The following is a 12,949-nucleotide window of genomic DNA, read 5'->3' on the forward strand; positions in this document are numbered from 1 at the left end:
CGGGCGGGGCGAGCAACCGGTCAGGCCGGGCGACGCGGGTCGGGGGCGGGGGTCCGGTAGAGCCGGGCCACCACGTCCTCGATGTCCGGTTCGACGATCGAGACGTCGCGCAGCGCGGCCACCCCGGCCAACGCCGACACCACCTCCGCCACCCCCGCCGACTCCAGCGTGTAGACCAACCGGCGGCCGTCCGCCTCGACCCGGTGCAGCGGCGCACCCACCGGCTGCGGCGGCGTCGGCAGCGGGGCGTCCAGCTCGGCGACGACCAGCCGGCGGGAGCCGTACCGGGCGTGCAGGGCGGCGATCGAGCCGTCGTGCACCACCCGGCCGTGGTCGATCACCACCAGCCGGGCGCAGAGCCGCTCGATGTCGGCCAGGTCGTGGGTGGTGAGCACCAGCGTGGTGTCGCCGGCCCGGCCCAGCTCCGCCAGGAAGCCCCGGACCGCCTGCTTGCTCACCACGTCCAGCCCGATGGTCGGCTCGTCGAGGAAGAGCACCTGCGGGCCGTGCAGCAGCGCGGCGGTCAACTCGCCGCGCATCCGCTGCCCCAGCGACAGCTGCCGTACCGGGGTGTCCAGGAAGGCGTCCAGGTCGAGCAGGTCGCGGCAGCGGCGCAGCCGGGCGGCATGGTCGGCGGCGGGCACCCGGTAGAGGTGGCGCAGCAGGTCGAACGAGTCGGCCAGCGGCAGATCCCACCACAGCTGGGACCGCTGGCCGAAGACCACCCCGATCCGCAGCGCCAGCCGGGTCCGGTCGGCGACCGGTCGCAGGCCGCAGACCCGGGCCTGACCCGCCGACGGGCTCAGCACCCCGGTGAGCATCTTCAGCGTGGTCGACTTCCCCGCCCCGTTCGGGCCGATGTAGCCGAGCAACTCCCCCCGCTCCACCCGCAGGTCGATGCCGTCCACGGCGGTGACCGTCCGCTTCTCACGGCGCAGCCGGCCCGCCTTCACCCGTACCGTGAACTCCTTGCGCAGCCCGTCCAGCTCGATGACGCTCATGACCCCGTACTCCGGTAGTGGCGGACACCCGTGCGCCAGGCCGCCGTCGCGAGCGCGGCGGCGACCAGCGCCACCGCCGGGGCGGCCCAGCCGGCCCACGGTGGCAGGCCGAGCGGGTCGGCGCGGCCCAGCAGCACCAGCGCCGGCTGGTAACTGACGAAGGCGAACCCCAGGCCGTACGCGAAGGCGGCCCGGAACCACCCCTCGAAGACGGTCACCGGGTACGAGGTGAAGTCCCGTCCGCCGTAGGTGACCGAGTTGGCCAGCTCGCCGGAGTCCACCCACCAGAACGACACGGTGGCGGTGGCCACGAAGATCGACCCGAAGAAGACCACCCCGGCCAGGGGCGCCACCACCGCCAGCGCCACCCGGGCCGGGGTCCAGTCGATCCCCGCCGAGCCCAGCGCCACCACCAGCACCCCCACCCCGAACACCCCCCGGGAGACCTTGCGCAGCGGCAGGTTCATCAGCAGCAACTGGGGAAGCGTGCCGAGTGGTCGGACCAGCACCGCGTCGAACAGGCCGGTGCGCACCAGGCCGGGCAGCCGCTCGATGTTGCCGACCAGCAGATCCGCCACGGCGAAGGCGCTGGACGACAGCCCCACCATCACCAGCGTCTCGCGCAGCGTGAACCCGCCCAGCTCACGGGTCACCCCGTAGATCACCAGGACGGTGACCACGTCGAAGACGGTCGCCCCCACGTTGCCCAGCAGGTCCAGCAGGAACGACGCCCGGTACGCCGTCTGCGACCGGGCCTGCGCCCCGAGCAGCGCCCGGTACGCCCGCAGCGTCCCACCCGGTCCGCTGCGCCGGGCGGCTGCGTCGACGAACGCCGGCCGCTCAACCACCCTGCACCACCAGCCGACGCTCGGCCCGGCGCTGCACCAGCCGGCAGGCCCCCAGCACCAGCACCGCCCAGCCGAGCTGGAGCGCGACCAGGCCGACCTGGGTGGCCGGCGGGTCCCGCTCGACCAGCACGTCGAGCGGGGTCTGCAACAGGCTCGGGAACGGGGTGGCGCACCACAGCGCCAGTTGCAGCCACTCCGGCAGGAACCGCAGCGGGAAGTAGAGCCCGGCCAGCACCCCCGAGCCCAGCGTCCACAGCAGCAGCGGACCCCGGGCGTCCTGCCACCAGTACGCGGTGGCGTTGACCAGGAACCGGCAGCCGAAGCTGAGCACCACGGCGGTCACCACGGAGACCGCGAAGAGCCCGACGGTGGGCCACCGGGACGGCAGGTAGACGTCGAAGAAGAGCGGCCCCACCAGGACCGGCGGGAGCAGCCGGGACAGTGCCGCGTAGCCGGCCCGGCCCAGGTCGGTGGCGAGGTAGCTGGTCACCGGGTGCACCGGGCGGAGCAGGTCGCTGGCCACGTCGCCGGTCCGGATCCGGTCGGCCAGGTCGCTCCAGCCCCAGAGCAGCACCACGGCGAGCAGCCCCTGCCCCACCCAGACGAAGGTCGCGAGCTGGTCCCGGCCGTACCCGCCGACCGCCCCGGAACCGGCGGCGGCCAGCAGCACCGAGCAGCGCAGGAAACCGAAGACGGTGTTGGTCACGACACCGGCGAGGGCGGCCTGCCGATAGGTGGCGTACCGGCGGAAGCCGGCCCGGGATAAAGCCCCGAATGTCCGGAACCATCGGGTAACGTTTGCGCTCGTGGACGGTGCCACAGTGGCGGTGACCGAGCCCACGCCGCTACCCTCCTTCCGCAGCCCCGCCGTGCCGGACGGGGGACTCTACCGGCATCCCGGAGCGCCCGGCACGACAATTTGCAACGAGGTGACACCGCCGTGAGCGAGCGACGCGAGCCGGGCATCGGACCGCGCCGCACGCGTGGCCACGGAGCCCTCCGATGACGGGCGGTTGGGCCGACCGTTGGGACGCCCCGCCGGAACCCGCCTGGGTGATCGAGCCGACCAGCGAATGGGACCCGCAGTTCCCCGGCCAGCGCTACCCCGGCGACATCGGCAGCCAGTATGCCGACCCCCGGGGACGGGCCACCACCTCCGGCCGTGCCGAGGTGCCCCCGCTCGCCCCGACCCGCCCCGACGGCACCTACCTCGGCCGGTCCTGGGCCGACCAGCAGGACGACGAGACGACCCGCCGGGACGACCCGCACACCGATCACGACGCGTACCGCCGACCGGTCGACGAGGCGTACCGACGGCCCTCCGACGGGCCGATCTGGCAGCGGGAACGCCGTCAGCCCGCGACGGACCGGCACGACGACCGGACCGTACCCGACCGGTACGACGACCGACCGGACGCGGACCGGCAGGCCGGTCGGACCAGTTGGTCCGACCGGCGGCGCAGCAGCGCCGAGCCGGCCCCGACCGGGTGGCACCAGGACCGGTCCGGCACCGACCGGCACCGGACCGGCCGCTACGACACCCCGCCCCGCCAGGACCGCACCGCCCCCGGCGTCACGCCGGTCTCCCCCGGTCGGCCGCCCGTCTCCCCCGCCCCACACCACGAGCCGCCCCGCCATGAGCCGCCCCTCGGCGGGCGGTCCGGCCGGTTCGCCGAACCCGGCTGGACGTCCGAGCCAGCGCAGGCCCCGCCCCGCCGACGCAGCACCGGCGAACGGCCCGCCGCCGACCGTCCCGCCGCCGACCACCGCACCACCGACCGCCCCGCCACCGACCGCCCCGCCGCCGACGACGGCAGCCGCGACCGGCGTGCCGCCGACGGTGACGGTCGTGCCCGGCGGGACGCCGACGGCCTCGGTCCCGATCGTCGGATCAGCGCCGACGGCGGTCACGACCGCTCTGCCCGCCCCGAGGACGGCTACCGACGGGGCGCTGCCGAAGCCGGATACCAGCGCCCGGCCGCCCGTCACGACGATCACGGCCGCAGGGGCACCGAGGACGGCCACACCCGGCGGACCGCCGACGACTCCCCCGGCTACGACCGCTACACCGCCGACTTCGCCGGCCCCGGCCGTCGGGCCGCCGAGGACCCGTATCGCCGCGCCACCGGCGGGTACGACCCGTTTCCGGCCCGGCCCGAGCGGGACCAGCCGACCCGGTTCCGGGAGGACGAACCGCTCCGGTCGAGCCGTCGGGAGGTTGACGAACGGCCCGCCGCACGGGGCCACGACGACCATCGCCGCCGCCCGCTCGACGACGACCGGGGGGCGATGTCGCCCATTCCCGAGGAGCGGTGGCAGCACCCGCGCGGGCGCGACGAGCGCCGGCCACCGGACCCGCGCGAGGCGGCGGCGCGCAGCGAGGCGTACCCCCACCTGCGTTCCCGCGAGACCGCTGGGCCGTCCGAGCCGTGGAGCCGCTCCGGCACGGACCGGGCGGAAAGGCTGCGCCCTGACCGCGAACCGGAGCACGGCCGCGACGGCCGGCAGCCGTACCCCCGACCGGAGCGCCACCCGGCCGAGCCGGCCCGGCCGGTCGCCCCGCCCGCCCGCCACGACGACCGCCCGGCGGCCCGGACCGCCCCGGACCACCTCGGGGACCGTCGGACTCCGGGGGGTCCGGTCTCCGGTACGCCGTTCTACGGCAGGCCACCCGGCCACCCGGTGTCCGGGGTCCCGGTCTCCGGATCGCCGGTCTCCCCGGCTCCGGTGTCGTCGGCATCCGCCGCCCCGCCGGCCGCCCCGCCCGTGACCGGTCCCTGGGGCCCCCGCCCCGGCCCGCCCCCGCCACAGCCCGGCGACCGCCCCGCCGGTGCCCGTCCGGGTGACGTCGCCACCACCCCGGTCGCCCGCCGGCCCGGCCCGGTGCCGCCAGGCACCCCGCGCCGCCCGCCGACCTGCCGACCCGGGAGCGCCACACCGACCGGTGGTCGTCCGCCCCCGACCCGGACGAGGTGGCCCCGGTCTCGGCACCACCGGCCGCCCGGTTGCACATCGAGTTCCGCCGGCCCACCGAGGCCGCCCCGCCGGTCGATCGGCCCGCCGCCGGGCCCAGCACCGACCGGGCCGCTGCCGGACCGAGCACCGACCGGGCCGCCGCCGGGCCACCCCCGGCGGCAACCACGGGCGGCTCCGGAACCGACCGGACCGCGCTGGAGATCACCCCGGACAAGCCACGCCGGTACGTCCCACCGACGCCGGAGCCCGACGCCACCGACCACCGGGACACCGTTGCCCGTACGCCGTCGGGAGGCTCGGCGGCATGGTTCCGACCCGGCCGGTCCACCTCCACACCGGCCACACCACCCACCCCGAGCACGCCACCCACCCCGAGCACGGCACCCGCGGGGACGGCGTCGACCGGCGCTTCGGCGGCCACGACCGAGCCGGTGCCACCCCGCGCGGGTCGCCCGACCTCCACCCCGCTCCCGTCGGACGTGTCGCGGACGGAAGTCCCGGTGCCCCGGTCGCCGGCACCTCCACCGGCTCCCGACGCCGGTCCCCGGCCGGCCCCACCCACCGGCACCTCCGACGAGGACCGGTCGGCGACCCCGCCCACCGGCATCGCCGACGCCGATGGGCGGCCTGCCGCCGCCGACCGTGAAACGGGATTCGTGGACCGGGCGGCCAGCGCCGGCCCCTCCGCCGCCCGACCCGGTTCCGACCGCGACTCCCTGCCGACCACCGGCCGGGGCACCCCGCCCGCCGCGACCGACGCCCCCGGTGGGACCGGGCTACCTCCGTCGGCCGACCCCGGCACGCCCGCCAGCCCCCTGGCCGTGCCGGCGGACGTCCACGACGGGAACCTGCCACCGCGCCGACCCGCAGTGGCGGTTCCGGCCGACGATTCCGGCCCGGCGCGCGACACCGCCCCGATCGACCTCGCCGGGCTCGACGCACCCCCGGCCGGCGACGCCGTCCCGACGGCCGTTCCGGGCAGCACTCTCCCGGGCAGCACCCTCCCGGCAACGCCCGCACCCCGCGGCACCGGGACCCGACCCACCGCCACCGGTCCACGAGGCACCGACCCGGCCGGCGACGGTCCGGCGACCACCACCGCCGGCAGCGCCACCGACGGAACGGCTGCCGTAGCGGCGACCAGCGCACCCGCAGCCCCCGACGCCGGGGCGACCGCCGCCACCGGAACGCTGACCGGCGCCACCGGCACCGCAGCGGAGGACGGCGCACCGGCGACCACCAACGCCGCTACCGGAGCGGCCGCCGGTGCCGGCGATCCGGCCGGCGGCACACCGGAGCGGGCCGTCACCGGAACCCGTCCGGACGACGCCGGCCCGGTGGCGACGGTCGTCGGTGAGCAGGACCGGACGCCGGCCCCGGACCGGACCGCGTCTCCCGACCGGGCCGCCGCTCCCGACCGGGACGAGACGCCGGACCGGGACGCCACTCCCGACCGGGACGCCACTCCCGACCGGGACGCCACTCCCGACCTGGACGAGACTCCCGACGAGGCCGCGACCGCGGACCGGGAGGCGTCTCCCGGTCGGGCCGCGACCGCGGACCGGACCGTGTCCCCGGACGCCGCCCCGGCTGCGCAGGAGGCCGCGCCCACGCACCTGCTCCAGGGCGACCCGGAGCAGATGCTGGCCGGCTACCGGTGGCGACTGGACCCGCAGACCCTGCGCGAGGTGGTCGACGACCCGGCCGAGCTGCGGATCATCCGGGGCCGGCTGACCGAGAAGCTCGCCTCGTCGCTGGACAACCGGGCCCGGGCCCGGCTGCTCAGCCTGCGGGCGGTGGTCTCCCGGCTGGTCGACGACCTGGACGACGCGGTGGCCGACGGCCGGCTCGCACTGACCTACGCCGAGGCGACCGGCGAACTGCGGCGTACCGCGCTGGCCCGGGCGCGGCTGGCCGAGGCGCTGCGCTGGAAGGGGGAGTTCGCCGAGGCCGACCGGCTCTTCACCGAGGCCAACTCGACGGAACTGCCGGACCTGCTCCGGTCGGCGCTGCACGAGCACGCCGGCCGGTGCTGCTACGACCAGGGCCGGTTGATCGAGGCGTGCGGGCACTTCGAACGGGCCCTGGACCTGCACCGGGCCGACGATCCGGAGCTGACCGACCGGATCGGGGTGGCGCTGGACGCGGTGCACGCCCGAGCGGTGGCGCGGGAGGGGTTCGGGCCGTACCCGCGCAGCCAGGAGGAGATGCGGCACGGCCGCCGCTCGCCGCTGCCCACCCACGACGGCCAGGACCGCTGGGGGTACGCGGACACCGACGGTGACCTCGTCGTCGACTACCGGTACGCCGAGGCGCAGCCGTTCCACGAGCAGCTGGCCTGGGTACGCCGCCCCGACCAGGCCGGCTGGGAGTTGATCGACGAGGCCGGCACCACCCTGCTCGGCCCCGCGTACGCCCGGGTGCTGCCCTTCTCCGACGGCCTGGCCTGGGTGTCGCAGGGCGGCGACGCGGACTGGTCGGCGATCGAACCCGACGGGACCGTGCTGGTGCCGGGCGGCTTCGAGGAGGTGCGACCGTTCCGGGCCGGGGTGGCCGCCGTGCGGCGGGGCGGCTGGGGGGCGGTGGACCGGCACGGTCGACTGGTCGTCGCGCCGCGCTACCACGGGATCGCCACGATGCTGTCCGACGGTCGTCGGCTCGACGGCTTCACCGACGAGGGGCTGGCCGTGGTGGAGCTGGCCGGCCGGCGGGGCGTGCTCGACCGCACCGGCGCGGTGCTGGTCCGGCCGGTGCACCCGGCGTTGGTGATCCACCCGGTGGCGTTCCTGGTCGGCGACGGGATGAGCCACTGGGGGGCGTTGGACCGGCGGGGCGAGCCGCTGATCCCCCCGGTGCACGCCGACTGGGACGCGGTGGTGGCCGAGATCGACCGGCTGCTCGCCGACGCCCACCCCGTGCTCTGACGCCAACCGCGCCGCCGGGTGCCCGGGGCCGGGCGGGGCTAGGGTCGCAGGATGGAATTCCGACACCTTGGCCGTTCGGGCCTCATGGTCAGTGAGATCTCGTACGGCAACTGGATCACCCACGGTTCCCAGGTCGAGGAGGAGGCGGCGCTGGCGTGTGTCCGGGCCGCCCTGGACAGCGGCATCACCACCTTCGACACCGCCGACGTCTACGCCGGCACCCGCGCCGAGACGGTGCTCGGCAAGGCCCTCGCCGGGGAGCGCCGGGAGGGGCTGGAGATCTTCACCAAGGTCTTCTGGCCGACCGGCCCCGGCCGCAACGACCGTGGCCTGTCCCGCAAGCACATCATGGAGTCGATCAACGGCTCGCTGCGCCGCCTCCAGACCGACCACGTGGACCTCTACCAGGCCCACCGGTACGACTACAGCACGCCGCTGGAGGAGACGATGGAGGCCTTCGCCGACGTCGTGCGCGCCGGCAAGGCGCACTACATCGGCGTCTCGGAGTGGAAGGCGTCGCAGCTGCGCGAGGCGCACGCCCTCGCCCGGGAACTGCGCATCCCGCTGGTCTCCAACCAGCCGCAGTATTCGATGCTGTGGCGGGTCATCGAGACCGAGGTGGTGCCCGCCAGCGAGGAGCTGGGCATCTCCCAGATCGTCTGGTCGCCGATGGCCCAGGGCGTGCTGTCCGGCAAGTACCTGCCGGGCCAGCCGCCGCCGGCCGGTTCCCGGGCCACCGACGAGAAGTCGGGTGCCAACTTCATCGCCCAGTGGCTGGGCGACGAGGTGCTGACCCGGGTGCAGCAGCTCAAGCCGCTCGCCGAGCAGGCCGGGCTGACCATGCCGCAGCTCGCCGTCGCCTGGGTGCTCCAGAACCCGAACGTCGCCTCGGCGATCATCGGCGCGTCCCGCCCCGACCAGGTGCACGACAACGTCAAGGCGGCCGGGGTGACCCTGGAGGCCGACCTGCTCAAGGCCATCGACGACATCGTCGCCCCGGTCACCGAGCGGGACCCGGCCAAGACCGAGAGCCCGGCCCAGCGCCCCTGACCGGCACCGACCGCACCCCATCCCGGACGGTTGCCGGGTGGGGTGCGGTCAGGTCTGCCAGAAGCGGATCAGGGACAGCGCGGTGCTGTAGAGCCACGGCGGCAGGCCCAGCAGGTCGCTGAGCCAGAAGACGGCGGTGAAGAACCAGTTGCCGATGCGCGGGTTCCACAGCAGGGCGAAGAGCAGGATGAAGCCGAACGGCGCGAACATGTCGTACATCCGGCGCCACTGCGGGTTGAGCCACGGCTGGATCATGTTGCCGCCGTCCAGACCGGGCACCGGGAGCAGGTTCAGCACGCTGGCGGTGAGCTGGAGGAACGCCAGCAGCGCCACCCCGGCCCAGAACTCCAGCGGGCCGCCGGCGTCGATCCCCACCCGCAGCACCACCACCAGCAGCAGGGTGAACAGCACGTTGGTGGCCGGGCCGGCGAGGCTGACCAGGGTGTGCCGCAGCCGCCCCGGGATGGCGTGCCGGTCCACCCAGACCGCCCCACCGGGCAGGCCGATGCCGCCGAGCAGCACCACCACCACCGGCAACACGATCGACAGCAGCGGGTGGGTGTACTTGAGCGGGTTCAACGTCAGGTAGCCCCGGTGGGCGATGTCCCGGTCACCGGCCCGGTAGGCGACCACCGCGTGGGCGTACTCGTGCAGGCACAGCGAGACCAGCCAGCCGGAGACGACGAAGAGGAACACGTCGAACCGGACGTTGCCGACCCCGTTCCAGATCAGCACGCCACTGGTCACGAAGAGCGCCACCAGGGCCAGGAAGATCGGGCTGGGCCGGAACGCCGCCCGGGGCACACCGAGCACCAACGGCTCGCCCCCCGGGCGGTCGTACGCCATCACTCCGCCGTCGGCAGCAGGCTCATCCGGTAGTCCACCCGGTCGTCCTCGACGAGCGTGACCGAGGTGACGCCGGACGCCGCGAGCTCCCGCCAGGCCTGACCGATCCAGGACTCGGCGTCCGCCTGGCTGCTGAACGTCTCCGCCGGCCCGTCGACCGCTGCGCCGTCCGTGCCCTCGTACCGCCAGCTCCACGCCATGCCGCGTCTCCCCTCGCCGCTTTGCCGTCCCCGGGGGACGGACCCCCGCAAGCGTAGTCGGCCGTTGCCGGAGCGCACCGGACGCACGCCTGCCGGTGGCCGGGTTCCGCGCAGCGTGACCGGTCCGGGCCGGCGGGCGGGGCCAGGCCGGGCGGCCTTAAGGTACGGGGCATGTCCGTTGACGGGTGGAACACGGTCCTGGTGCTCGGCGGTATCCGTTCGGGCAAGTCGGAGTTCGCCGAGGCCCTGGTGGTCGACGCCCCCACGGTGCGGTACGTGGCGACCTCGGCCGCCGCCGACCCGGACGACACCGAGTGGGCCACCCGACTGGCCGCCCACCGGGCCCGCCGGCCGGGCAGCTGGACCACCGAGGAGACCGCCGGGGACCCGCGCCGGCTGGCCGACGTGCTCGCCTCGGCCGGGCCGAACGAGACCCTGCTCGTGGACGACCTGGGCGGCTGGGTGACCGTGCTGCTCGACCCGGCCCACCAGCCGGCCGACGACGTGGCCACGATCGCCGAACTGGCCGAGGCGGTGCGGGCCAGCGAGGCACGGATCGTGCTGGTCAGCCCGGAGGTGGGGCTGTCGCTGGTGCCGACCACCCCGTTGGGGCGGGCGTTCACCGATGCGCTGGGCGCCGCCAACCGGGCCGTCGCGGACGCCTGCGACGCCGTCGCGCTGGTGGTCGCCGGTCAGCCGGCCTGGCTCAAGCCGTCCACCCCGGCCCGGCCGGTCGGCGTACCCGCCCAGGCCGTCCCGACCGGCGGTACGACCGTCCCGACCGGCGGCACGGGCAGCACGACGGCCACGGCCGGCGGGGCGGCGGACCCGGCCGACGGGCCACCCCCGTCGCTGCCGGAGGTGCTGACCCCCACCGTGCCGGCGGCCCCGGCCGCAGCGGCTGCCGACGGCACCGCCTGGGCGGCGCCGACCATGGCGTTGCCGGTGGTCGCCACCGGGCTGGTCATCCAGCCCGGCATGGAACTGCCGATGCCCCACGAGTACGCCGGCCCGCAGGCGGTGCAGCGACTCGGCACCCTGGACCTGCCGGGAGCCGGACTGGGCGTGCTGGAGCGGGTGGTCGAGTTCGCCGCCGCCACCCAGGGCACCCCGACCCCGACGCCGTGGACCGACGTCCGGGTGCTGCTGCTGCACGGCGACCACGCCGGGGGCACGGCGGCCGGGGCGGTGCCCGGGGAGTCGGCCCGGTTGGCCGGGCAGGCCCGCGCCGGCCGGGGGCGTTGGCCCGGCTGGCCGCCGAAAGCGGTGCCAGCCTCCAGGTGGTGGACGCGCCGCCGTCCGCGCCGATCGAGCACGGGCCGGCGCTGGACACCGACGCCGTCGAGTCGGCCCTGCGCTACGGCTGGCGGTTGGCCGAGGAGGCCGCCGGGGCGGGCGTACGACTGCTGGTGCTCGGCGCGTGCGGGGCCGGTGCCGAGGCCGCCGCCGCCGCGGTGCTGGTCGCTACCGCGGGCGCGGAGGCCCCGACCGTGCTCGGCCGGGTGCACACCGCCGACGGCGAGATCGACGACGCCGCCTGGATGGTGCGCTGCGCCACCGTCCGGGACGCGCTGCACCGCACCCGCCGTTCCCCCCGCGACGCCAAGGACGTGCTGGCCGAGCTGGGCGGCGGTGACGTGGCGGTGGCCACCGGCGTGCTGCTCGGTGCGACCGCCCGCCGGGTGCCGGTGCTGCTCGACGGGCCGGTCGGGCTGGCCGCCGGCATGATCAGCCGGGACCTGGCCGGACAGACCCGGCACTGGTGCCTGCTGGTCGACCACGGCGGCCATCCGGCGGTCCGGCTCGCCGCCGACGTGCTCGGCCTGACCCCGCTGCTGGACCTGCGGCTCGACCTCGGTGAGGGGGCGAACGCGCTGGCCGCCCTGCCGCTGTTGCGCTCGGTGCTGGCGCTGGCGGGGTCGCTGCCCGTGCACCCGCAGCACGGTGGCGTCGACGACGAGCCGGCCGGCGACCCGACCGGGACCAGCATCACGCCCGGCGGCGACGCCCCCGCCGTCACCACACCGGCCGACGACACCTCGGCCACCGCACCGGCCGGTAACGCCTCGGCTTCCGCACCGGCCGACGACACCTCGGCCACCACGTCGGTCGGTGCCACGGCGGAGCCCTCCGCGGGGGCAACCGCCGCGACGGCGACCGGCGAGGCAGCTGAGCCCGACGTTGCCCCGGAGTTCGCCGAGCCCGAGCCGGCCGGCCCGGGTCCGACCACCACCGACGTCGGGCCGGAGCACGACCCGTCCGTTCGGCGTGCCGGCTGAGTCGGGACGCGGCGACGGGTTCCGGCTGGCGCTGACCACCTTCACCACCGTCCCGGTCCGCCCCGGCCGGATCGACCGGGCGACGGCGGGCACCGCGATGGCGCTCGCCCCGCTGGTCGGGGTGCTGCTCGGGGCGGTACTCGGTGCGGTGCTGCTGGGCCTGGCCGCGCTCGCCCCACCCCTGGTCGCCGCCGGACTGACCGTCGGGGTGGCGGCCCTGGTCACCCGGGGGCTGCACCTGGACGGGTTGGCCGACACCGTGGACGCGCTGGGGTCGTACCGGCGGGGCTCGGCGGCGCTGGAGATCATGAAGAAGCCGGACGTGGGCCCGTTCGGGGTGGTCGCGCTGGTGGTCGTCCTGCTGCTCCAGACGGCGGCCCTCGCCGAGTTGGCCGGACGGTCCTGGCCGGCGACGCTCGCGGCCGTGGTGGCCGGCACCGCCGCCGGTCGGCTCGGGGTCACCCTGGCCTGCCGCCGGAGGGTGCCGGCGGCCCGCCCCGACGGGATGGGCGCGCTGGTCGCCGGGACGGTCGGGCCGGTCGCGCCGGTCGTCGGCACGCTCGCCGTCGCGCTGGCGGCGGCGCCGGCCGTGCCGGGCCGCCCGTGGCAGGGGCCGCTGGCCGTGCTGGCCGCCCTCGTCGTCGCCACCGGACTGCTCCGGCACCTGGTACGCCGGCTCGGCGGCATCACCGGTGACGTCCTCGGGGCCATGGTGGAGGTGGTGACCACGCTGGTCTACCTGGGCTTCGTCCTGTCCGGCTGAGGACGACGCGGCGCGCCGGGTAGCGTTTGCCCCGACAGCACCGGCACGGCCTTCCGGGGGAC

The 12,949-nt window shown here is 76.3% G+C and carries 8 protein-coding genes and 1 pseudogene; 4 read left to right on the forward strand and 5 right to left on the reverse strand.

Features of this window, described 5'->3' with window-relative positions; all coding sequences use genetic code 11:
* Window positions 1-20: 20 nt before the first annotated feature.
* Genes ACQP1S_RS23620 through ACQP1S_RS23630 form a run of 3 tightly spaced genes read right to left on the reverse strand, consistent with a single transcriptional unit; the run spans window position 21 to window position 2,690 of the window.
* A complete protein-coding gene (locus ACQP1S_RS23620) occupies window positions 21-1,001 on the reverse strand; it encodes an ABC transporter ATP-binding protein (RefSeq protein ID WP_091237789.1) in 981 nt (326 codons plus the stop codon).
* Complete coding sequence (locus ACQP1S_RS23625) at window positions 998-1,849, reverse strand: ABC transporter permease (protein ID WP_432899260.1); 852 nt, start codon at window positions 1,847-1,849, stop codon at window positions 998-1,000. Before ACQP1S_RS23625 ends, ACQP1S_RS23620 begins: the two co-directional genes overlap by 4 nt.
* Window positions 1,842-2,690, reverse strand: a complete 849-nt coding sequence (locus ACQP1S_RS23630) for an ABC transporter permease (protein WP_432899263.1) — start codon at window positions 2,688-2,690, stop codon at window positions 1,842-1,844. Before ACQP1S_RS23630 ends, ACQP1S_RS23625 begins: the two co-directional genes overlap by 8 nt.
* A gap of 2,131 nt (window positions 2,691-4,821) precedes the next feature.
* On the opposite strand from ACQP1S_RS23630, the gene ACQP1S_RS23635 reads away from it, so the two are divergent.
* Both ACQP1S_RS23635 and ACQP1S_RS23640 read left to right on the forward strand, forming a co-directional pair.
* Window positions 4,822-7,749 (forward strand): WG repeat-containing protein, encoded by a 2,928-nt coding sequence (locus ACQP1S_RS23635; RefSeq protein ID WP_432899266.1) that lies wholly within the window; start codon window positions 4,822-4,824, stop codon window positions 7,747-7,749.
* Window positions 7,750-7,800: 51 nt separating this feature from the next.
* Window positions 7,801-8,799 (forward strand): aldo/keto reductase family protein, encoded by a 999-nt coding sequence (locus tag ACQP1S_RS23640; protein WP_363669223.1) that lies wholly within the window; start codon window positions 7,801-7,803, stop codon window positions 8,797-8,799.
* 48 nt (window positions 8,800-8,847) lie between these two features.
* Here ACQP1S_RS23640 and ACQP1S_RS23645 read toward each other — a convergent pair whose 3' ends face one another.
* Both ACQP1S_RS23645 and ACQP1S_RS23650 read right to left on the reverse strand, forming a co-directional pair.
* Complete coding sequence (locus ACQP1S_RS23645) at window positions 8,848-9,645, reverse strand: site-2 protease family protein (protein ID WP_357891235.1); 798 nt, start codon at window positions 9,643-9,645, stop codon at window positions 8,848-8,850.
* A complete protein-coding gene (locus ACQP1S_RS23650) occupies window positions 9,645-9,845 on the reverse strand; it encodes a hypothetical protein (RefSeq protein ID WP_357776771.1) in 201 nt (66 codons plus the stop codon). Before ACQP1S_RS23650 ends, ACQP1S_RS23645 begins: the two co-directional genes overlap by 1 nt.
* Before the next feature lie 171 nt (window positions 9,846-10,016).
* Here ACQP1S_RS23650 and ACQP1S_RS23655 point away from each other — a divergent pair.
* Window positions 10,017-12,124, forward strand: a pseudogene (locus ACQP1S_RS23655) (bifunctional adenosylcobinamide kinase/adenosylcobinamide-phosphate guanylyltransferase).
* The gene (gene cobS / locus ACQP1S_RS23660; RefSeq protein WP_432899271.1) at window positions 12,114-12,887 is read left to right on the forward strand and encodes an adenosylcobinamide-GDP ribazoletransferase; all 774 of its coding nucleotides are present in this window, start codon (window positions 12,114-12,116) and stop codon (window positions 12,885-12,887) included. Before ACQP1S_RS23655 ends, cobS begins: the two are co-directional and overlap by 11 nt.
* Window positions 12,888-12,949: the final 62 nt, after the last annotated feature.

Origin of the sequence: Micromonospora matsumotoense (assembly GCF_050951065.1) — a bacterium.
Classification (GTDB): Bacteria; Actinomycetota; Actinomycetes; order Mycobacteriales; family Micromonosporaceae; genus Micromonospora; species Micromonospora matsumotoensis.

Excerpts from the sequence above, each read along its gene's own strand:
- ACQP1S_RS23620 (WP_091237789.1), bottom strand. The coding sequence starts at position 1,001 with ATGAGCGTCATCGAGCTGGACGGGCTGCGCAAGGAGTTCACGGTACGG.
- ACQP1S_RS23640 (WP_363669223.1), top strand. The coding sequence starts at position 7,801 with ATGGAATTCCGACACCTTGGCCGTTCGGGCCTCATGGTCAGTGAGATC.
- ACQP1S_RS23645 (WP_357891235.1), bottom strand. The coding sequence starts at position 9,645 with ATGGCGTACGACCGCCCGGGGGGCGAGCCGTTGGTGCTCGGTGTGCCC.
- ACQP1S_RS23650 (WP_357776771.1), bottom strand. The coding sequence starts at position 9,845 with ATGGCGTGGAGCTGGCGGTACGAGGGCACGGACGGCGCAGCGGTCGAC.